This is a genomic window from Stenotrophomonas sp. S49, assembly GCF_016624905.1.
In the GTDB taxonomy this organism is placed as follows: Bacteria; Pseudomonadota; Gammaproteobacteria; order Xanthomonadales; family Xanthomonadaceae; genus Stenotrophomonas.
Window position 1 is genome coordinate 11,595 of the sequence record NZ_JACVUD010000015.1, and the last position, 21,626, is coordinate 33,220.

15 protein-coding genes and 1 riboswitch are annotated in these 21,626 nt (G+C 66.7%); of the genes, 9 read left to right on the forward strand and 6 right to left on the reverse strand.

Annotation, left to right across the window (positions count from 1 at the left end; genetic code table 11):
• Window positions 1–34: 34 nt before the first annotated feature.
• From IAE58_RS05400 to ggt, 6 genes are all read right to left on the reverse strand, one after another.
• Entirely contained in the window at window positions 35–2,968 is a 2,934-nt protein-coding gene (locus tag IAE58_RS05400; RefSeq protein WP_199932872.1) for a TonB-dependent receptor, read from the reverse strand.
• Window positions 2,969–3,017: 49 nt separating this feature from the next.
• On the reverse strand, window positions 3,018–3,917 hold the full coding sequence (locus IAE58_RS05405; protein ID WP_108750612.1) for a helix-turn-helix transcriptional regulator: 900 nt from the start codon (window positions 3,915–3,917) through the stop codon (window positions 3,018–3,020).
• Between the two features lie 115 nt (window positions 3,918–4,032).
• A complete protein-coding gene (locus IAE58_RS05410) occupies window positions 4,033–6,330 on the reverse strand; it encodes a winged helix-turn-helix domain-containing protein (protein ID WP_199932873.1) in 2,298 nt (765 codons plus the stop codon).
• A 259-nt stretch (window positions 6,331–6,589) separates the two neighbouring features.
• The gene (locus tag IAE58_RS05415; protein ID WP_108751624.1) at window positions 6,590–7,261 is read right to left on the reverse strand and encodes an ion channel; all 672 of its coding nucleotides are present in this window, start codon (window positions 7,259–7,261) and stop codon (window positions 6,590–6,592) included.
• Window positions 7,262–7,364: 103 nt separating this feature from the next.
• Entirely contained in the window at window positions 7,365–9,209 is a 1,845-nt protein-coding gene (gene thiC, locus IAE58_RS05420) for a phosphomethylpyrimidine synthase ThiC (RefSeq protein ID WP_199932874.1), read from the reverse strand.
• Window positions 9,210–9,292: 83 nt separating this feature from the next.
• A riboswitch (TPP riboswitch) is annotated at window positions 9,293–9,393 on the reverse strand.
• 22 nt (window positions 9,394–9,415) lie between these two features.
• A complete protein-coding gene (gene ggt, locus IAE58_RS05425) occupies window positions 9,416–11,134 on the reverse strand; it encodes a gamma-glutamyltransferase (RefSeq protein ID WP_199932875.1) in 1,719 nt (572 codons plus the stop codon).
• Between the two features lie 795 nt (window positions 11,135–11,929).
• Here ggt and ilvC point away from each other — a divergent pair.
• The 9 genes from ilvC to leuB all read left to right on the forward strand — a co-directional run bounded on the left by ilvC (window position 11,930) and on the right by leuB (window position 21,587).
• Window positions 11,930–12,904, forward strand: coding sequence for a ketol-acid reductoisomerase (gene ilvC, locus IAE58_RS05430; protein WP_108754076.1), 975 nt, complete (start codon window positions 11,930–11,932; stop codon window positions 12,902–12,904).
• 39 nt (window positions 12,905–12,943) lie between these two features.
• The gene (gene ilvG, locus IAE58_RS05435; RefSeq protein ID WP_199932876.1) at window positions 12,944–14,680 is read left to right on the forward strand and encodes an acetolactate synthase 2 catalytic subunit; all 1,737 of its coding nucleotides are present in this window, start codon (window positions 12,944–12,946) and stop codon (window positions 14,678–14,680) included.
• Window positions 14,664–14,912: an ACT domain-containing protein gene (locus tag IAE58_RS05440; RefSeq protein WP_199932877.1), complete on the forward strand. Its 249-nt coding sequence runs from the start codon at window positions 14,664–14,666 to the stop codon at window positions 14,910–14,912. The genes ilvG and IAE58_RS05440 overlap by 17 nt, the downstream gene beginning before the upstream one ends.
• A gap of 99 nt (window positions 14,913–15,011) precedes the next feature.
• Window positions 15,012–16,112 carry a threonine dehydratase gene (locus IAE58_RS05445; protein ID WP_199932878.1) on the forward strand — a complete coding sequence of 367 codons (1,101 nt, stop codon included), beginning with the start codon at window positions 15,012–15,014 and terminating at the stop codon, window positions 16,110–16,112.
• Window positions 16,109–17,692: a 2-isopropylmalate synthase gene (locus tag IAE58_RS05450; RefSeq protein ID WP_199932879.1), complete on the forward strand. Its 1,584-nt coding sequence runs from the start codon at window positions 16,109–16,111 to the stop codon at window positions 17,690–17,692. The genes IAE58_RS05445 and IAE58_RS05450 overlap by 4 nt, the downstream gene beginning before the upstream one ends.
• Before the next feature lie 10 nt (window positions 17,693–17,702).
• Window positions 17,703–18,479, forward strand: coding sequence for a class I SAM-dependent methyltransferase (locus IAE58_RS05455; protein WP_108762836.1), 777 nt, complete (start codon window positions 17,703–17,705; stop codon window positions 18,477–18,479).
• 60 nt (window positions 18,480–18,539) lie between these two features.
• On the forward strand, window positions 18,540–19,958 hold the full coding sequence (gene leuC / locus IAE58_RS05460; protein WP_199932880.1) for a 3-isopropylmalate dehydratase large subunit: 1,419 nt from the start codon (window positions 18,540–18,542) through the stop codon (window positions 19,956–19,958).
• The gene (leuD, locus tag IAE58_RS05465) at window positions 19,958–20,536 is read left to right on the forward strand and encodes a 3-isopropylmalate dehydratase small subunit (protein ID WP_108754081.1); all 579 of its coding nucleotides are present in this window, start codon (window positions 19,958–19,960) and stop codon (window positions 20,534–20,536) included. Before leuC ends, leuD begins: the two co-directional genes overlap by 1 nt.
• Window positions 20,526–21,587 carry a 3-isopropylmalate dehydrogenase gene (leuB, locus tag IAE58_RS05470; protein ID WP_199932881.1) on the forward strand — a complete coding sequence of 354 codons (1,062 nt, stop codon included), beginning with the start codon at window positions 20,526–20,528 and terminating at the stop codon, window positions 21,585–21,587. Before leuD ends, leuB begins: the two co-directional genes overlap by 11 nt.
• Window positions 21,588–21,626 lie beyond the last annotated feature (39 nt).

Consider the following 21,626-nt stretch of genomic DNA (forward strand, 5'->3'; position numbering starts at 1 on the left):
CCTCCTTGTACTGCGTGTTCCAGGCTTCGATGGATCAGAAGCGCTGGTTGTACTGCACGAACAGGTAACGATCGTAGTCCAGCATCGGATCGAGCTGCACGGCGCTGGCGTTGGTCACCGCGTAGGTGATCGGCGGGGTCTTGCCGAACACGTTGCGGGCACCGACGGTCACGCTGCCGTTCCACGGAGCCTGCCAGGTGGCAGAGATGTCGTGATAGACGATCGCGCCCTTCTTGTTGGCACCCAGGCCACCGGCCCAACCACCGTTGTCGGTCTGGTAGTTCGGCTGGTTGCACTCGATGCCGGCTTCCTGGTCGTAGCAGAAGTCACGGAAGCCACCGTAGTAGCGCATGCTCCAGTTGGCCGACAGGTCACCCTTGGTCCACGTGGTGGTCAGGGTGCCGCGGACGCGCGGGAAGTTCCAGTAGCCTGCGTAGTCATCCCACTCGGCACCCTTGGTGGCCTGCTGGCGGTAGCTGACCAGGTAGTTGGTGTCCAGGTTGAACGACAGGGTGCCGAAGGCGTATTCCGGCAGGCGGTAACGCACGCCGAAGTTGTAGCCTTCGGTTTCCAGCGAACCCAGGTTGGCGTTGCCACGGCTCAGGCTGGTGACCTGACCGGTGGTGGCGTCACGGCTGAACTGGTTGCAGAACGCTTCGATGTTGTTCTGGTAGCACTGGTTCAGCACGTAGTTGGCCGACACAGCGGTGATCACGTTGTCGACGGTGATCTTGTACCAGTCCAGCGAAACGTTCAGGCCATCAACGAAGCTCGGGCTGTAGACCAGGCCCGCGGTGCGGGTCTTGCTGGTTTCCGGCTGCAGCGATTCGTTGCCCACGCCCGAGTTGAACGGGGCGTTGCCCTGCACGTCACGTGCGGTGACCGGACGGCCAGCGGCGTCGGTCTGGCGGAAGTCCGAAGCCAGGCCCTGGCCGGCGCAACGTGCGGCAACGCCGGCGTTGGCGGTCTGGCCGAACACGGCATCACACGGGTCGGTGAAGGTGTCGAAGGTCTGCGAACCGCCACCGAAGGTGTCGTCCAGGGTCGGTGCACGGAAGCCTTCACCGTAGGTGGCACGCACCAGCAGGTCTTCGATCGGCTTCCAGGTGACGCTGAACTTGCTGTTGACGGTGTTGCCGAACTTGTCGTAATCCGAATAACGGCTGGCGATATCCAGCGACAGTTCCTTGGCACCCGGCATGTCACGCAGCAGCGGGACCATCAGCTCCAGGTAGACTTCGTTGGTCTTGTACTGGCCGCTGGTGGCCTGTGCGGCCAGGTCGGTGGTGTAACCGGCCGAGGACAGCGCGTCCGGGTTGTCGAAGCCGGACACTTCGCGGTGCTCGTAACCGGCAGCGAAGGCGAACTCGCCTGCGTCACCCGGCATGTCGAACAGCGAACCGGTGATGTTGGCGAAGTACTGCTTGCTCTTGCTCTGGCCGGTCGAGTTCAGGATCGTGTTGATGTACGCCAGCGCGTCCGGGGTAGCGCCCGAAGCGCCGCCCAGCACGTTGAACGGGGTGCACTGGCCGGTGCCGGTGCCCAGCGCGATCGGGTTCTCAGCGGTGCCGCACTGGGCGACGCCGGCGGCGTTGATGAACGACGGGCCCAGGGCCTTCTGCAGGGCCAGCAGGTTGATGTTGCCCGAGCTGATCTGGGTCACATCGTACTGGTTGTAGTTGATGCCCACATCCCAGTCGAACGGACGATTGTTGAAGTCGAAGTTGCCTTCCAGCGCCGCGTCGAAGTGCAGCGACTTGACGTTGTTTTCAGTGATGCGCGGCAGCTCGAAGATACGACGGCCCCAGCCGGAGATGTCCTGGCCGGTCGGGTTGTACAGGCTGTCCTTGCTGATCACGACCGGGAAGGTCGGCTGCGAGGTGCCGGTGAGCGGGTAGCCGGCGATCTGGCGCTTGGAATCGCGCTCGGAGTACATCGCGGTCGACTTCAGACGCAGGTTGTCGTTGATGTCGTAGCTGGCCGAGGTGAACATCGACTTCTGCTCGCCACCCTGGTTCAGCATCATCTGCTGGGAGGCGTTGTAGTAGTCGTCTTCACCGATCAGGTGGTAGTTGTTCCAGTCGCTGGAATCAGCGCCGACGCCAACCGGGGTGTCCCACGAACCGGTGTGGTTGACCACCCAGGTGTTGGGCTGCCAGACACCCTTGGAGTTGTACGAGCCTGCACCTTCGGTGCCAGCGGCACGCGGATCGGTGAAGCGGCCCCACGGGCCGGCCGGGCTCAGGCCGTCTTCCTTGTGGTTCTGGCCGTAGCTGTAGCGGGTCAGGCCACGGTCCTTGGCCCACACCGGATCTTCCTTGGTGTAGTTGGCGCCGAACACGATCGAGGAACGCTCGCCGGTCGAGCCCAGGGTCAGGCTGTACTGGGTCTTGGCACCGTCGCCACGGCTGTTCTGGCCGTAGTAGACGCTGGCTTCTGCGCCGTCGAAGTTCTTGCGCAGGATGATGTTGACCACGCCGGAGATGGCGTCGGAACCGTAGATGGCCGAGGCGCCGTCCTTCAGCACTTCCACGCGATCGATCAGCGAGGTCGGGATGGTGGACATGTCGGTGAAGCCAGCCAGGCTGGTGCTCCAGCGCTTGCCGTTGACCAGCACCAGCGTGCGCTGCTCACCCAGGTTGTAGAGGCTGACGTACTGGCCGCCCTGCTCCGGGTTGGAGGCCAGCACGGCCGCCTTGCTGAAGGTCTGGGTGCCGGCAACCGACAGGTTCTGCAGCAGGTCGCCAACGCTGACCAGACCCGAACGCTGGATTTCCTCGTGGCTCAGGGTCAGAACCGGCTGCGAGGTCTCCACGTCCACCGAGCGGATGCGCGAGCCGGTGACTTCCAGACGATCGAGGGTGGTGGCAGCAGTGGCTTCCTGGGCGGAAGCGAAGGCCGGGGTCAGCGCAATCGCGATGCCGGCCGGCAGCAGGCCCAGCCTCAGGGCGGGGTTGCGAACGTTCATCAATCTCTCCAAGGTACGTGTTAGTAGCGTGTTAAAACACCCCAGCACGTTACGATTGCGTTGCAGCGCTGTATTTGCGCGAACCAACGAGAGACTTTGCTGATTTTGGCGGGAGCTTCGCACCCTCTTCACGGAACCGCGAAGCGGACGTGCCATAGCGGGCGCGGAAGGCCCGCGCGAAGCTGCAGCAGTTGTCGAAACCGCTGGCAGCGGCGACTTCGCCCACCATCATGTCGGTGTCGCGCAGCAGGTCGGCGGCACGCTCCAGGCGCAGGCGCGCCGAAAGCGACTGCGGGCTTTCTTCATACAGGCTCTGGAAGGTCTTGGACAGGTACCAGCTGGAGAAGTTGGTCAGCTCGGCCAGTTCGCCAATGCGCACCACGCGATGGCTGTTGCCTTCCAGGTACAGGCGCGCACGCTGCATTCGGCCGAACACCTGGCGCTTGCGGCTGCGCGAGCGGCCCGGGCAACGCTGCACGTTGTCGGCCAGGCCGCGCTGCAGGCCCGCCAGATGCAGCAGCAGCGGCCGCAGCGACTGCGCCGGCTGGCCGCTGGCCAGGGCGTCGCGCCACAGGCGCAGGGCAACGCGGGCGTCGCCGCGGTTCATCTGGCCACGACCGGCGTACAGGCCGCAGTCGGCCATCTCGGCCAGCGCCCGCAGCGCTTCGATGTTCAGGTTCAGGCCCACGCACAGACCATTGCGGCCGGCCTGCACCAGCGGGCGCGATTCTTTTTCGAAGGCGATCCACTCGCCCTGGCGCAGGCGGAACCGCCCTTCCTTCGCCTCCACCCACGAGGTGCCACGCACCTGCATCCATACAGTGAAGCTGCTGCCTGCGGTCTGCAGGCTGCCCAGCCGGGCAACGCCCAGGCAGGTCGGGGCCACGTCATCGACAGCCTTGTCCAGCGAGACGGTTTGGCCACGATCGGCCAGCGAGAGTTGACGCATGGGAGCACCACGGATTTGCCAAGTACAGGCCACCGTTTTGCCAAATCAGGTGCATGCCGGTCAGGAAGAACCGCCGAGATCGCCACGAAATCGCTACGACTTCGCCACGAAAGAGTTACGAAGGCCCCTTGTCGTTGAAAATCAGCAACTTGGAAAACGCTGGGAACAGCGTGGGCGCTGCGGCCGGCAGGTGCATCACGCCAATGTCGGCACCGTCGGACACTGCCAGGGCCAGATACAGGTCGCTTCCGTCAGCACTGGCGCTCAACCCGTTGCCTGCGCTCAGCCGTTGCGCGTCCAGGCAACGCTCCGGTTCGGTCGCCCCGCCCTGCATGCGGGTGAGCGTGGTGGAACAGTCGGCCGTGCTGCCCAAGTAGTCGATGCGGCCGTTGCCGGCCACCGCCCACGTGCGATAGCGCCAGCGGCTCGGCCAGCCATCGCTGATCTGCTGCACGCTGGCCGCGTCCAGATTGGGATTGATCGACCACAGCCCGCTGGCGGCCAGGCGGGTGTACAGCACGCGGCCACTGCTGCGGTCCAGGCGCGCCTGCGATACGCCGTCCAGGCTGGCCAGGCGACGCCACGGCTGGGTGCTGCGATCGAACAGGCTCAGCCGCACCCGCTGCTGGTCATCGCGTTCCAGTACCAGCACCTGTTCCGGCGTGGCCCCGTACAGCGCCTGCAGCGGTTGCTGCACCGGCACCGGCAGCACCTGCAGGCGCTCGTCACGCGGGGCGATTTCGTAGACCACGGCCTGCCCGTGTGCATCGCGCCCAACCACCAGCAACTGGCGGCTGTCGGTGGACCAGTCGGGCGCCTGCCGCGCTTCTGGGCGCAGCCCTTCGATCGGCCGCAGCGAATCGGGCCGCTGCATGTCGGCCCACCACAACGCAAAGCTGCCCGAGCGGTCAGAACTGAACACCAGCTGCCGCCCGTCCGGGGCCACCATCGGCTGCCCATCGCGCCCGCTGGATGCGAACAAGCGCTGTGCGCTGCCGCTCTGCACCGGCATGCGGAACATGCCGAACTGTGCGCGGCGATGGACGAAGGCCAGCATGTCGCCGCGCCGCGAAACGGCCGGCCACTGTGCATCGTCCAGGCCGGCATCGCGCAGCGTGCGCCGTTCCACGTCCAGATAGTACAGGCGCGCCTCGCTGTCCACGCGGCGACCGAACACGATGTGTCGGCCATCGCCCAGCCAGGCCCAGCCGCGCAGCTCGGCGGCCTCGTTGGTCAGCTGTTCCGGGGTGCCGCCGTTGGCCGGCATGCGCCACAGATCGCCCAGCTGCGGGTTGCGCACGAACACCAGCCAGCGCCCATCGGGCGAATAGCGCGGCGCGTAATCGAAATCATCTTCGCCGGCACCGTACTGCAGCGCGCGCCACTGCCCACTGGGCAGGTCCAGCACGCGGATGCCGCGATGCGCATAGCGGCCCACCATGCTGCCGAACACCAAGCCACGGCCATCGGGGGTCCAGTCGAAGCTGAGCAGCTCGGTGCCATCGCAGCGCGTGGCCTGGCGCAACGCGCCGCCGGTGGCGCTGGCAATCAATACCTGGCAACTGCCGTCAGCAGCGAAGCGCGCGAAAGCGATCTCGCGCCCGTCCGGCGACCAGCTGGGGAAACGGTCGCTGGCACCGGCCGGCGGTTGCACCAGCTGACGTGCCGGCGCGTTGCCCGAGGTCTGCACGCGGATGGCGCCACCGTTCTGGCTGTCATCGTTGGCGCCTTCGTAGGCCACCTGCGAACCATCGGGCGACAGGGTCGGGTAGGTCTCGAAACCGGCGGTGGCGGTGATCAGCCGATACGGGCGTTCGGGGCTGCCGATGACCCGCGTGCCGTCTTCCACCACTGCATCCAGCGGCGAGGACGGCGCAGGACGTTGTGCCAGCAGCACGCTCAGCACCAGCAGCGCCAGCAGCATGGCCACGCCCACCGCCAGCAGCAGGCGACGACGCCACAGGCGCCAGCGGCGCCGGCGCGCATCCTGTGGGTCTTCCACTTGCGCGTCGACGGCGGTCTCCACCGGCGCGCTGTCCTGCGCCTCCGGCTCGCTGTCGTGCAGCCACTGCACCGGCACCAGCAATCGATAGCCGGTCTTGGCAATGGTTTCGATGTACGACTGGCCGCTGTCTTCGCCGATGGCAAAGGCCTTGCGCAACTGCGTGACAGCCTGGGTCAGCACATCGTTGGTAGGCAGCGTATCGGGCCACACTTCGGCGAACAGCTCATCGCGGGTGACCACGCGGCCGGGCTGGCGCAGCAACACGCGCAGCACGCCCAATGCCTTGGGCGTCAAACGGCGCGGACGACGCGCACCCGGCACGTCCACTTCGCGCGACGACACGGTCACTACGCATTCGCCCACGCGAACGCGGTCACACTCTTGCGACTGGCTCTCGTTGCTGTTCATTGATTGCTAGACGTTTGAAACACGTTGCAGATACCACTGGGCAGCGTTGTGTTTCCGTCCCTGCAACCTCCAAAAGCCAGATTCCGCACAAACCATCGGCGCATACCGCAAAAAAAACGAAGCGCGCGAATACTAGCCTATGCAGGTTACCTCGCCTATCGCGTGGTGGACATCAGGCTCTCTCTCGCCGACGCATTCAGATAACAAGCTGCACCATTCGCGCCCTTCGGGGCGCGAAATTTTTATCTGGCGTTCATTTTCAGGCGCGCCGCAGCATGGTCAATCCGACCAGTCGCGAAACCACCAAAGCTACGTACATCACGCCGGAAAACTGCTCCAGCATGACCAATGCGCGTGCCTGCGGATGCAGGGGAACCACGTCACTCAGACCGACCCCGGACAGCAAGCTGAAGCTCAGATAAAGCAGCTCCATCCACGTGCGCTGCAGCCCCCCGCCGGTGCCCTGGAAACTGCCCGGATACCACTGCTGGCAGACCGCGAATGCGAACGCGAATCCCCATGCGAGTAATGTGAACGTAGCACCAACGGCAAACAGTTCGTCGCGGGTCACCTTGTGGTCCTGCAGCATGTACGCGGTCAGCGCACCGGCGGTGTAGAAGTACAGCAGGCTTTCAAGCAACTGCGCGGTGCTGCCCAGACCGGGGTGATCCAGCAGCGCAGCGGCAATGGAAAACACCACCGACGGAATGGCCAGCACCAACGCCAGCCAGGTGCCCAGCGGGCTGCGCTGCACCACCCACAACGCCAGACCCAGCACCGCCATGCCGAACACCCCCAGCGCGGCGCGACCGCCGGCGGTTTCGTCCAGCGCCGGGTACAGCAGCACCGCCAGCAGCTGCGCCGCCAACAACCAGGCGGAAGGATGGCGGCGGGCAATGGCCAGCCAGCGGGTGGTCACGGCAACAGGCATGGTCTGCATCCCCTGGGTGATGCGGCGAGCATAGCCGGTGCCGGGTGAGCGCAGCGGTTCGTGTTTACCGCTGCGCTCGCCGGGCAGGCCCGGCGCTACCATTTCAGCCCTGCTGGTAGACCTGGGCACCGGCGGCGCGGAACTGCGCTGACTTTTCCTGCATGCCGCTCTCGGCGTATTCACGCACGTCCTGGGTGATCTTCATCGAGCAGAAGTGCGGGCCACACATCGAACAGAAGTGGGCCAGCTTGTGTGCGTCCTTGGGCAGTGTCTCGTCGTGGAATTCCTTGGCCTTTTCCGGATCCAGGCCCAGATGGAACTGGTCTTCCCAACGGAACTCGAAACGCGCCTTGCTGAGCGCGTTGTCACGCACCTGTGCACCCGGGTGGCCCTTGGCCAGATCGGCGGCGTGGGCGGCGATGCGGTAGGCCATGATGCCGTCGCGCACATCCTGCCGGTTGGGCAGCCCCAGGTGTTCCTTGGGCGTGACGTAGCAGAGCATGGCGGTGCCGAACCAGCCGATCATGGCTGCGCCGATGGCGCTGGTGATGTGGTCGTAGCCAGGCGCGATATCCGTGGTCAGCGGACCCAGCGTGTAGAACGGCGCTTCGCCACACTCGCGCAGCTGCTTGTCCATGTTTTCCTTGATCAGCTGCATCGGCACATGGCCGGGCCCTTCGATCATGGTCTGCACATCGTGCTTCCACGCGATCTTCGTCAGCTCGCCCAGCGTTTCCAGTTCACCGAACTGCGCGGCATCGTTGGCATCGGCAATGCAGCCCGGGCGCAGGCCATCGCCCAGCGAGAAGGTCACGTCGTAGGCCTTCATGATTTCGCAGATCTCCTCGAAGTGCGTGTAGAGGAAATTCTCCTTGTGGTGGGCAAGGCACCACTTGGCCATGATCGAACCGCCACGGCTGACGATGCCGGTGACCCGCTTGGCGGTCAGTGGCACGTAGCGCAGCAGCACGCCGGCGTGGATGGTGAAGTAATCCACGCCCTGTTCGGCCTGCTCGATGAGGGTGTCGCGGAAGATTTCCCAGGTGAGTGCTTCGGCGCGCCCGTCCACTTTTTCCAGCGCCTGGTAGATCGGCACTGTGCCGATGGCCACCGGCGAATTGCGGATGATCCACTCACGTGTTTCGTGGATGTGCTTGCCGGTGGACAGATCCATCACCGTGTCGCCGCCCCAGCGGATCGCCCACACCAGCTTTTCCACTTCTTCGGCGATGCCGGAGGACACCGCGCTGTTGCCGATGTTGGCGTTGATCTTGGTCAGGAAATTGCGGCCGATGATCATCGGCTCGCTTTCGGGGTGGTTGATGTTGTTGGGCAGCACGGCACGGCCGCGGGCGATTTCATCGCGTACGAACTCGGGCGTGATGATCTTCGGGATGGATGCACCGAAGGATTCACCGGCGTGCTGCTGCAGCAACGTGCTGTCGCGGATTTCCTGCAGACGCTGGTTTTCGCGGATCGCCACGAACTCCATTTCCGGGGTGATGATGCCGCGCCGTGCGTAATGCATCTGGGTGACGTTGGCACCGGCCCGCGCGCGCCGCGGCAGGCTGCATGCTGGGAAGCGCACCGCATCCAGTTTTGGATCGTGCTCGCGTTCGCGACCGAAGCGCGAACTGAGCGCGTCCAGTTGCTCGGTATCGCCCCGCTCTTCGATCCAGGCACGGCGCAGCGCCGGCAGGCCGGTGGTCAGGTCGATGCGCGCGTCCGGATCGGTATAGGCACCGGACGTGTCGTACACGGTCAACGGTGGATTCTCTTCGCCACCAAACAAGGTGGGCGTGCGGGTCAGGGCGATCTCGCGCATGGGCACGCGCAGGTCCGGGCGTGAACCGGCCACGTGGATCTTCCGAGAGCCGGCAATGGGTCGGGTCACGGAGGCGGAAAGTTGCTGGGCCTGCTGCTGCAGATCGGAAGGTTGTGCGTTCATCGGGCATCGTCCAGGAAGGTCAGGGACGAAGCGGCGGCGCACTGCGCACCGCGCCCGGACGGTCCTTGGGCGGACTCCGGGCACGGTCGCACTGCAAAGCTTCCCTACGCCGGTATGAACCGGATCAGGTTCCAAGGGACTGTCTCAACCGCGGCCACTGGCCACGGTACCCCCGCTTCTTGCTGCGTATTAGAGCACAGGCGGGCTCAGTAGCCCGCCGCCTGGCCATCCTTGCGGCTTTCCGAGGCGCCGAAGTACACACCGGTTTCCGGATCACGCAGGATCGCCTGGTAACCGCCATAGGGGCCATCGGCGAACACCACGCGGTGCCCCTTGCGCATCAGTGCGCGCACGGTCTCATAGGGGAAGCCGGTTTCCAGGTTCACTTCGCCACCATCGCTCATGGCCGTGGCCTGGCCGGTGGGCTCGGTGGACCCCTCATGCTGGATGCGCGGCGCATCGCCGGCTTCCTGCAGGTTCATGCCGAAGTCCACCAGATTCATCACGATCTGCGCATGGCCCTGCGGCTGCATCGCTCCGCCCATCACGCCGAAGCTGGCGTACGGCTTGCCGTCCTTGGTAATGAAGGCCGGAATGATGGTCTGGAACGGGCGCTTGCCCGGCGCATAGCCGTTGGGATGGTTCTTCTGCAGCACGAACATCTCGCCGCGGTCCTGCAGGATGAAGCCCAGCCCCGGCGGTGCCATGCCGCTGCCCATGCCACGGTAGTTGGACTGGATGAGCGAGACCATCATGCCGTCGCTGTCGGCCACGGTCATGTAGATCGTGTCGCCCTGTTCGAGCTGCTTGGGCGTGCCCGGTTGCACTTCCTTCAGTGCCTTGTCCATCGAGATCAGCGCGCGGCGCTGCGCGGCGTAATCCTTGGAAATGAGCTTCTGCACCGGCGCTGGCTGGAAGGCCATGTCGGCATAGAAGCGCGCGCGATCGGCGAACGCCAGCTTCTTGGCTTCCACGAACAGGTGCACATGCTCGGGTGAGCCGAACGGAATCTTCGAGAAGTCGTAGCCTTCCAGCACGTTGAGGATCTGCAGCGCGGCAATGCCCTGGCTGTTGGGCGGCAGTTCCCACACGTCATAGCCGCGGTAGTTGCTGCTGACCGGTTCGACCCACTCACCGTGGTGGTCGGCCATGTCCTGGTAAGTGAGATAACCGCCGTTGGCCTTGAAGTAATCACCGATGGTGCGCGCCACGTCGCCCTTGTAGAACGCATCGCGGCCACCGTCGGCGATTTTCTGCAGGGTGTCGGCCAGGTTCGGGTTCTTCCACATCTGGCCCTTGCGCGGGGCGTGACCGTCGATGGTGAACTGCTCGGTGAAGCCGGGGTACTTGGACAGGCGCGGCACCGAACGATCCCAGTAATAGGCAATCACTTCGGCCACGGGGTGGCCTTCGCGCGCGTAGCGGATGGCCGGGGCCAGATTGTCGGCCATCGGCTTGCGGCCGAAGCGGTCGTGCAGGGCGAACCAGCCGTCGACCGCACCGGGCACCGATACCGGCAGCGGACCGGTGGCGGGGATCTCCTTCAGGCCACGGCGCTGGAATTCAGCCAGGGTGAGTGACTTCGGCGAACGCCCCGAGCCGTTGTAGCCGTACAGCTTCTTCGTCTTCGGGTCCCAGACGATGGCGAACAGGTCGCCACCGATGCCGTTGCCGGTCGGCTCCATCAGCCCCAGGGCGGCGTTGGCGGCAATGGCGGCATCGACGGCCGAACCGCCGCCCTTCATCACGTCCAGCGCGATCTGGGTGGCCAGCGGCTGCGAGGTGGCCGCCATGGCGTGCGGGGCAATCACTTCGGAGCGGGTGGCAAAGGTCTGGCCGGTGATGCGGTCGGCGGCACTGGACACGGCGGGGACCGCGGCCAGCACGGCAGCGGCAAGCAGGGAACGGGCAAGGCGTCGGGACACGGTTGGGGTCCGATGGAAGGGTGGTGACCTGATCTTCGCCGCTTCGGGCGGCAGCCGGAATCGGGCAGAGGTCATGGGCGGCGGTACTTGGGTGGGTGCGGACCTTGGTCCGCACGGCCGTCGGTTTCGGTAGGTGCGGACCAAGGTCCGCACCTACCTGGGCGGGATGCCTGCACGGCTGCGGGCGTCGGTGAATCCAGGGCGCAGGGCGAAATCACCTGCAAATCCGCGCAAAAAACCCGCTGAAAAGAGTGAATTCCGGTTCACCGAAACACTTTCAGCAGCAACCGTCCTTGTGCCGCAAGCCTTTTCGCCAGATACAGGCGAAACCGATGAAAAACCCGTTGCCAGGGTTGACACCGCCGAAATGGCTATGTTTCTCTCGATCCCATGCTGCAACGCCACCCGCCCCTGCGAACCGCCACTGAAGCCGCCGATCCCGGCGCCGCATCGCTGCGTTCGCTTCTCGTGCTCGTACTTATTAGCCAGCCCACAGGTGCGGGACGAGCCAGCGTGTAAGCAGACAACACACACCGGAACTCGATCAGAAACCCGCACCCACCCAGGTGCGGGTTTTTTCATTTCAGGACCTGGTTTCACACGCAACCACTCAACCATCCAGCCACGACCATGCACACCGCCTCGCGCAAAACCCGGACCTGCACCACCACGCCCTGCCGTGGTGGCTGTGCCCGTGCGATGCGCGGCGCCTCCTCCCCCGTTTTCCCCTGACCGGCCGGTACGTCGCTTCGACTGCCGGCCGTCTTTTTTCTTCCCAGCCAAGGAACCTCCCCCATGAGCACCAACTCCCTGCCCCAGACCAAGATCGCCGTCATCGGTTACGGCAGCCAGGGCCGCGCCCACGCACTGAACCTGCGCGAATCCGGCTTCGACGTGGTGGTAGGCCTGCGCCCGGGTGGCCCGACCGAAGCCAAGGCCCAGGCCGATGGATTCACCGTGGTGGCCCCGGCTGATGCGGTGAAGGATGCCGATCTGGTGGCCGTGCTGACCCCGGACATGGTGCAGAAGAAGCTCTACAACGAGGTGCTGGCGCCGAACATGAAACAGGGCGCCTGCCTGTTGTTCGCCCACGGCCTGAACGTGCATTACGGCATGATCGAGCCGCGCGCCGACCTGGACGTGGTGCTGGTCGCGCCGAAGGGCCCGGGCGCGCTGGTGCGCCGCGAATACGAGATCGGTCGTGGCGTGCCGTGCATCTGGGCGGTCTACCAGGACACCAGCGGCCAGGCCGCGCAGCACGCGCAGGCCTATGCAGCCGGCCTGGGCGGCGCGCGCGCCAACCTGATCCAGACCACCTTCAAGGAAGAAACCGAAACCGATCTGTTCGGCGAACAGGCGGTGCTGTGCGGCGGTGCCTCGGCGCTGGTGCAGGCCGGCTTCGAAACCCTGGTGGAAGCCGGCTACCAGCCGGAAATCGCCTATTACGAAGTGCTGCACGAACTGAAGCTGATCGTGGACCTGTTCTACGAAGGCGGCATCTCGCGCATGCTGGAATTCATCTCGGAAACCGCGCAGTACGGTGACTACGTGAGCGGCCCGCGGGTGATCGACGCCGGCACCAAGGAGCGCATGAAGGAAGTCCTGAAGGACATCCAGGACGGCACCTTCACCAAGAACTGGGTGGCCGAGTACGAAGCGGGCCTGCCGAACTACAACAAGTTCAAGCAGGCCGACCTGGAGCACCCGATCGAAAAGGTAGGCAAGGAACTGCGCGCCAAGATGGTCTGGTTGCAAGGACAGGCCGCGTAACCACGCGGCCCTCCCCCACCCGCTTTGCAAGGTTCCCCCATGAACTCTTCCACACACCGCAGCGCGCCGCCCAACGGCGCGCGCTGGCTGACCCAGGCGCTGGAGGCCGAGGGTGTCCGTACGCTGTTCGGTTACCCGGGCGGCACCATCATGCCGTTCTACGACGCGCTGGTGGATTCGGCGCTGAAGCACATCCTGGTGCGCCATGAGCAGGGCGCGGCACTGGCAGCCAACGGCTTTGCCCGCGCCAGCGGCCAGGTCGGCGTCTGCGTGGCCACTTCCGGCCCGGGCGCGTCGAACCTGGTGACCGGCATCGCCGATGCGATGCTGGATTCGGTGCCCATGGTCTGCATCACCGGCCAGGTCGGCACGCCACTGCTGGGCACCGATGCCTTCCAGGAACTGGATGTGTTTGGCCTGACCATGCCCATCGTCAAGCACAGCTGGCTGGTGCGCAGCGTCGATGACCTGCCGCGCGTGGTGGCCGACGCCTTCCGCATCGCCCGCGAAGGCCGCCCCGGCCCGGTCCTGATCGACCTGCCCAAGGACGTGCAGCTGGCCGATGCCAGCCACCTGCCCGCCCATGTACCGGCCAGCGTTGAACCGCCGGCGGCCGCTGCCGATGCGGTCATTGCCGAAGCCATCGCCGCGCTGGCCGCGGCCGAAAAGCCGGTGGTCTACGCCGGCGGTGGCATTGCCCTGGGCGAGGCCGTGCAGGACCTGCGCGACTTCGTCGAGGCCAGCGCCATCCCCACCGTGATGACCCTGCGTGGCCTGGGCGCGCTGCCCCCGCAGCACCCGCAGTCGCTGGGCATGCTGGGCATGCACGGCACCCGTGCGGCGAACATGGCCGTGCAGGAGAGCGATCTGCTGCTGGTGCTGGGTGCACGCTTCGATGACCGTGCCACCGGCAAGCTGGCCGAGTTCGCCCCGTTCGCCCGCGTGGTCCACATCGATGCCGACGCGTACGAAATCTCCAAGCTGCGCAGCGCCGATGTCGCCGTGCCCGGCAACGTGGGCCATGCCATCCGCGCCCTGCGTGCGGCCTTCCCCTCCCCCAAGGCCCACCAGGACGCATGGCGCAAGCGCTGTGCGCAGCACCGCGATCGCTTTGCTGCCCGCTACGACGCGCCGGGCCAGCACATCTACGCCCCGGCGCTGCTGAAGCGACTGAGCGAACTGGCCCCGTCCGATGCGGTAATCGCCTGCGATGTCGGCCAGCACCAGATGTGGGTTGCCCAGCACTGCCGCTTCAACCACCCGCGCAACCACCTGACCAGTGGCGCGCTGGGCACCATGGGCTTCGGCCTGCCCGCAGCGATGGGTGCGCAGTTCGCCAGCCCCGACCGCACCGTGGTGCTGGTGTCCGGCGATGGCAGCTTCATGATGAACGTGCAGGAACTGGCCACCATCGCCCGTTGCCGCCTGCCGGTGAAGATCGTGCTGCTGGACAACAGTTCGCTGGGCATGGTGCGGCAGTGGCAGGAACTGTTCTTTGCCGAGCGCTACAGCGAGATCGACCTGTCCGACAACCCGGACTTCGTGGCCCTGGCCAAGGTGTTCGGCATTGCCGCCACCCGCATCGACACCCGCGACGACGTGGAAGGTGGGCTGGCCGCGCTGCTGGCCGAGCCGGGCCCGGCACTGCTGCACGTGGCCATCGACGCCCGCGCCAACGTGTGGCCGCTGGTACCGCCCAACACCGCCAACAGCACCATGCTGGAAAGCAACCCCGCCCACGCCCGCCAGGAGACCCCCAATGCAATACCGGCTTGACCTGGTGCTGCACCCGGCCGAGGGCGCGCTGCTGCGCGTGATCGGCATGGCCGAACGCCGCGGCTTCGCGCCGCGCGCGATCAGCGGCGCGCCGGTAGACAGCGACGAAGGCCGCTGGCACCTGCAGCTGGTGGTGGACGGGCAGCGCCCGGCCGAAACGCTGTGCCGGCAGATCGAAAAGATCTACGACTGCGTATCGGTGCAGATCACCGCACTGGAAGGAGCCGCATGATGAACACCTGTACCGTAGAAACCACGGTGCCGGTACGGGGGCGTCTTCTTCGCCGCCCGTTCGCGCATGCGGCGCAGTGCCGCCGCCCGCAGGTGGCCCATGCCGGCCGCTGATGCCAGCACCGAAAGCGATGTCGGCGACGTAAGCGTTGCCGACGTACTGGCTGCGCAGGCCCGCCTGCGCCGCTTCCTGCCGCCTACCCCGCTGCACCATGCCGAGCGTTTCGGCACCTGGCTGAAGCTGGAAAACCTGCAGCGCACCGGTTCGTACAAGGTGCGTGGTGCGCTGAACGCGCTGCTGGCCGGCCGCGAACGCGGTGATACCCGGCCGGTCATCTGCGCCTCGGCCGGCAACCACGCCCAGGGCGTGGCCTGGGCCGCCTATCGCCTGGACGTGCCGGCCATCACCGTGATGCCGCACGGCGCACCGGCCACCAAGATCGCCGGCGTCGCCCACTGGGGCGCCACGGTGCGCCAGCATGGCAACAGCTATGACGAGGCCTACGCATTCGCCGTGGAACTGGCGCAGCGCCACGGCTACCGTTTCCTGTCGGCGTTCGACGATGCCGACGTGATTGCCGGCCAGGGCACGGTCGGCATCGAACTGGCCGCCCACGCCATGGATGTGGTGATCGTGCCGATCGGCGGCGGCGGCCTGGCGTCCGGCGTGGCGCTGGCGCTGAAATCGCAGGGCGTGCGCGTGATCGGCGCGCAGGTCGAGGGCGTTGATTCCATGGCCCGTGCGATCAGCGGTGACGTGCGCGAGATCGCACCGGTGCCGTCGCTGGCCGACGGTGTGCGGGTGAAGATTCCCGGCTTCCTGACCCGCCGCCTGTGCACCTCGCTGCTGGACGACGTGGTGATCGTGCGCGAAGCCGAACTGCGCGAAACGCTGGTGCGCCTGGCGCTGGAAGAACACATCATCGCCGAAGGCGCCGGTGCGCTGGCGCTGGCCGCCGGGCGCCGCGTGGCCGGCCGCCGCAAGTGTGCGGTGGTGTCCGGCGGCAACATCGACGCCGGTGTCCTGGCCGGCCTGCTCACCGACGTCCGCCCGCGGCCGCCGCGCAAACCGCGCAGGCGCCGCACCGACGCCAACCGAACGCCACCGCGCTCGCCCGCCAAGGCCAGCGTCCCCACCGCTTCCCCTTCCCCTTCCCACCTGCAAGCCGCAGCGCCCGCTGTCGAGGAGATTTCCCTGTGACCACCATCGAACGAATTACCACCCCGCGCATCCGCATCTTCGACACCACCCTGCGTGACGGCGAGCAGTCCCCCGGCTGCAGCATGAGCCCGCCGCAGAAGCTGGTGATGGCGCGTGCGCTGGACGAACTGGGCGTGGACATCATCGAGACCGGCTTCCCGGCCAGCTCGCAGTCCGACCGCGAAGCGATGGCCCTGATCGGCCGTGAGCTGCGCCGCCCCAGCCTGACCCTGGCCGTGCTGTCGCGCTGCCTGCAGGCCGACATCGAAACCTCGGCGCGTGCCCTGGAAGCTGCGGCCAACCCGCGCCTGCACGTGTTCCTGTCGACCAGCCCGCTGCACCGCGAACACAAGCTGCGCATGACCCGCGAGCAGGTACTGGAATCGGTGCGCAAGCACGTGACCCTGGCGCGCTCGTATATCGACGACGTGGAGTTCTCCGCCGAAGATGCCACCCGCACCGAGCTGGACTACCTGATTGAAGTTTCGCGGGTGGCCATCGCCGCCGGTGCCACCACCATCAACCTGCCCGACACCGTGGGCTTCACCACCCCGGAAGAAATCCGCGCGATGTTCCAGCAGGTGATCGCCGGCGTGGCCGATGTACCGAACGCGGCCAACGTGATCTTCAGCGCGCACTGCCACAACGATCTGGGCCTGGCCGTGGCCAACTCGCTGGCCGCCGTCGAAGGCGGCGCACGCCAGGTCGAGTGCACGATCAATGGCATCGGCGAACGCGCCGGCAACTGCTCGCTGGAAGAAATCACCATGGCGCTGAAGGTGCGCCAGGCGTTCTACGAGCAGGACACCGCCATCAACACCCCGCGCATCGTCGGCACCTCGCAGCTGCTGCAGCGCCTGGTCGGCATGCCGGTACAGCGCAACAAGGCCATCGTGGGCGCCAATGCGTTCGCCCATGAATCGGGCATCCACCAGCACGGCATGCTGCGCCACCGCGGAACTTACGAAATCATGCGTCCGGAAGACGTGGGCTGGGAAGATTCGCAGATGGTGCTGGGCCGCCACAGCGGCCGCGCCGCCGTCGAATCGCGCCTGCGTGCGCTGGGCTTCTGGCTGGAAGAAGACGAGCTGAAGCTGGTATTCGAGCAGTTCAAGGGCCTGTGCGAACAGCAGCGTGTAGTGACCGATGCCGATCTGCAGACCCTGATGCAGGGCGGTTCCAACGCGCAAGGCTATCGCCTGGCTTCGATGACCATCAGCGATGTCGGCAGCCGTGCCAATGCCCTGGTGGAACTGTCCGACCCGGAAGGCAACCGCGTGGCTGAGACCGCGCAGGGCGATGGCCCGGTCGACGCGCTGTTTGGCGCGCTGTCAGCCGCCACCGGCGTGCAGCTGATGCTGGACAGCTACCAGGTGCACAGCGTGGGCATCGGCGCCGATGCGCGCGGCGAGGCCAACCTGAGCGTGCGCCACGAGGGCGTCGAGTACGACGGTACCGGCACCAGCAAGGACATCATCGAAGCCTCGGCACTGGCTTGGTTGGATGTAGCCAACCGCCTGCTGCGCCAGCGCCAGGCCGCCGCCAGCACCGCCGAAACCGCGACCCCCGCCACCGCCTGAGGACTGTGAGATGAGCGCCTTCGACACCCCCACCACGGCCTCGGCCGGCCAGCAGTGGAATGCCCAGGACTATGCGATCGACGCCGGCTTCGTGCCGCTGCTCGGCGGTGCGGTTGCGCGCCTGCTCGACCCGCGCGCCGGCGAGCGCATCCTGGACCTGGGCTGTGGCGATGGCGTGCTCACTACCGAACTGGCACTGAGCGGCGCCCGCCTGCACGGCGTGGATGCCTCCCCCGAGCTGGTGATCGCCGCCCGCGCGCGCGGCGTCGATGCACAGGTGATGGACGGCCACGCGCTGGCCTTCGACAGTGAATTCGATGCGGTGTTCAGCAACGCTGCGCTGCATTGGATGGGCAACCCCGACCGCGTGCTGGAAGGCGTGCGACGGGCGTTGCGCCCGGGTGGCCGCTTCGTCGCCGAATTCGGCGGCCATGGCAACGTGGCCACGATCATCGCCGCAGTGCAGGCCGCGCGCGTGGCCCACGGCCACGGCGCCAGCGCGTTCCAGTGGTACTTCCCGACCGCTGACAGCTACGCCGATCGCCTGCGCCAGCACGGCTTCCAGGTGCAGCTGATCGAAACCACGCCACGCCCCACCGCATTGCCGACCGGCGTGGCCGGCTGGCTGCGGGTGTTCGCCGCGCCGCTGCTGGACGACCTGCCGGACCACGCCCGCGCTACCGTGCGCGAGGCCGCAGCGGCCCTGCTGGATGACCTGCCGCGTGACGCCGCGGGCCAGCCACTGGCCGACTACGTGCGCCTGCGCGTGCTCGCCCGCCGCCGCTGACTTGACCGTTTCATATTCTTTACTGATGTTCGCTATCTCGTACTTCTGCCAGGCATACGCATGACTTCCGCACCCCGCACCCTGTACGACAAACTGTGGGACGCCCACGTGGTGGTTCCCGAATCCGACAGCGCCCCCGCCGTGCTGTACATCGACCTGCACCTGATCCACGAGGTCACCTCGCCGCAGGCCTTCACCGAGCTGCGCGCGCGCGGCCTGGCGCCGCGCCGCCCGGACCGCACCAAGGCAACGATGGACCATTCCACCCCGACCCTGCCGGCCGGTGCCGACGGCAAGCTGCCCTATGCCAGCGCCGCCTCCGAAGCGCAGGTGGCCACCCTGGCGCGCAACTGCGCCGAGTACGGCATCGAGCTGTTCGACATGGCCTCGGACAACCGCGGCATCGTCCACGTCATCGCGCCGGAACAGGGCTTCACCCAGCCGGGCATGACCATCGTCTGCGGTGACAGCCACACCTCCACCCACGGTGCGTTCGGCTCGCTGGCCTTCGGCATCGGCACCAGCGAAGTGGGTCACGTGCTGGCCACCCAGTGCCTGCTGCAACGCAAGGCCAAGACCTTGGCGATCACCGTCGACGGGCCGCTGGCGCCGGGCGTGGGCGCCAAGGACGTGGTGCTGCACATCATCGGCGTGATCGGCGTGAACGGTGGCACCGGCCATGTGATCGAGTTCCGTGGCAGCACCATCGAAGCGATGGACATGGAACAGCGCATGACCCTGTGCAACATGTCCATCGAAGCCGGTGCGCGCGCCGGCATGGTGGCCCCCGACCAGGTCACCTTCGACTTCGTCGCCAACACCCCGCGCGGTCCCAAGGGCGTCGACTTCGATGCCGCCGTGGCGCGCTGGCAGCAGCTGCGCAGCGATGACGGCGCACGCTTCGACAGCGAAGTGCGCATCAACGCTGCCGACATCCGCCCCACCCTGACCTGGGGCACCCACCCGGGCACCGCCATCGCGGTGGACGCGCCCATTCCGGCCGCCAACGATGCCGCCGCGCAGAAGGGCCTGGACTACATGCACTTCCAGCCCGGCCATGCCCTGGCCGGTACGCCGGTGGACGTGGTGTTCGTCGGCTCCTGCACCAACGGCCGCCTGAGCGACATGCGCGAAGTGGCGCAGGTGCTGCGGGGCCGCCACGTGGCCGACGGCGTGCGCATGCTGGTGGTGCCGGGTTCGGAAATCGTCAAGCGCCAGGCCGAGGCCGAAGGCATCCACGAGATCGTGCGTTCCGCCGGTGCCGAATGGCGCGAGCCGGGCTGTTCGATGTGCATCGCCATGAACGGTGACCTGGTTGCCCCCGGCCAGCTGGCCGTGAGCACCAGCAACCGCAACTTCGAGGGCCGCCAGGGCCCCGGTTCGCGCACCCTGCTGGCCTCGCCGATGAGCGCGGCCTGGGCCGCGGTGAAGGGCCGGGTGGCCGATACCCGCGAACTGTTCGCACAGGAGGTGGCGTGATGGCCGGTTTCCGTACCCTGACCTCGTCCAGCGTGGTGCTGGCGCAGACCAACATCGACACCGACCAGATCATCCCGGCGCGGTTCCTGTCCACCACCGAGCGCGCTGGCCTGGGCCGCAACGCGTTCAATGACTGGCGCTGGCAGGCCGACGGTGCGCCGGTGGCCGACTTCGCCTTCAACCAGCCGCACAACGCCGGCCGCAGCATCCTGCTGGCGGGCCGCAACTTCGGCTGTGGTTCTTCGCGCGAGCACGCGCCTTGGGCGCTGACCGACCTGGGCCTGCGCGCCATCGTCAGCAGCGAGATCGCCGATATCTTCCGCGGCAATTCGCTGAAGAACGGCCTGCTGCCGATCGTGCTGGACGAAGCCGACGTGCAGGCGCTGATGCAGCGCCCCGACGACGAGCTGACCATCGATGTGGCCGCGCGCGAGCTGCGCACGCCCGATGGCCGGGTGTATTCCTTCCCGCTGGATGGCTTCTCGCAGACCTGCCTGCTGGAAGGCGTGGACCAGTTGGGGTATCTGTTGGGCCGTGTCCCTGAAATCGAACGTTACGAGAGTGAGCATGCACGCTGAGATTGTTGTCCTGCCCGGTGATGGCATCGGCCCGGAAGTGGCCGCTGCCGCGGTTGCCGTCCTGAAGGCCGTCGCCGAACGCTTCAACCACACCTTCACTTTCAGCGAGCACGATATCGGCGGCATCGCCATCGACCGCCACGGCGAGCCGCTTCCGGCCACCACTCTGGCCGCCTGCCAGGCGGCCAACGCCGTGCTGCTGGGCGCGGTGGGTGGCCCGAAGTGGTCCGACCCCAATGCCAAGGTGCGCCCGGAACAGGGCCTGCTGGCGATCCGCAAGGCGCTGGGCCTGTACGCCAACCTGCGCCCGGTGCGCACCCATGAAGCCGCGCTGCACGCCTCGCCGATCAAGGCCGAGCTGCTGCAGGGCGTGGACTTCGTGGTGGTGCGCGAACTGACGGGCGGCATCTACTTCGGCGACAAGACCCGCGACGCCGACAGCGCCAGCGACCTGTGCCGCTACACCGTGACCGAGATCGAGCGCGTGCTGCGCAGCGCCTTCCGCCTGGCCCGGCAGCGCCGTGGCAAGGTCACTTCGGTGGACAAGGCCAACGTGCTGGAAACCTCGCGCCTGTGGCGAGACGTGGCCGCACGCATCGGTCGCGAGGAATTCCCGGACGTTGCGCTGGAGCACCAGCTGGTCGATTCGATGGCCATGCACCTGCTGGCCAAGCCGCGCGAGTACGACGTGATCGTGACCGAGAACATGTTCGGCGACATCCTCACCGATGAGGCCTCGATGCTGGCCGGCTCGCTGGGGCTGCTGCCGTCGGCGTCGCTGGGTGAACCGGGCGCAGTGGGCATCTACGAACCGATCCATGGTTCGGCGCCGGATATCGCCGGCAAGAGCATTGCCAACCCCTACGCGACGATCTTCAGCGCGGCGATGCTGCTGCGCCATTCGCTGGGGCTGGAAGCAGAAGCCGCCGCCGTGGAAGCGGCCGTGCATGCGGTGCTGGACGACGGCGTATTCACCGCCGACCTGGCCGCCAAGGGCCAAGCCGTGAGCACGGCGGCCGCCACCGACGCGGTGCTGGCCAAGCTGGCCTGATCCGGCCTTCTTCGGATATTGCGCGCAGCCACCCATGGG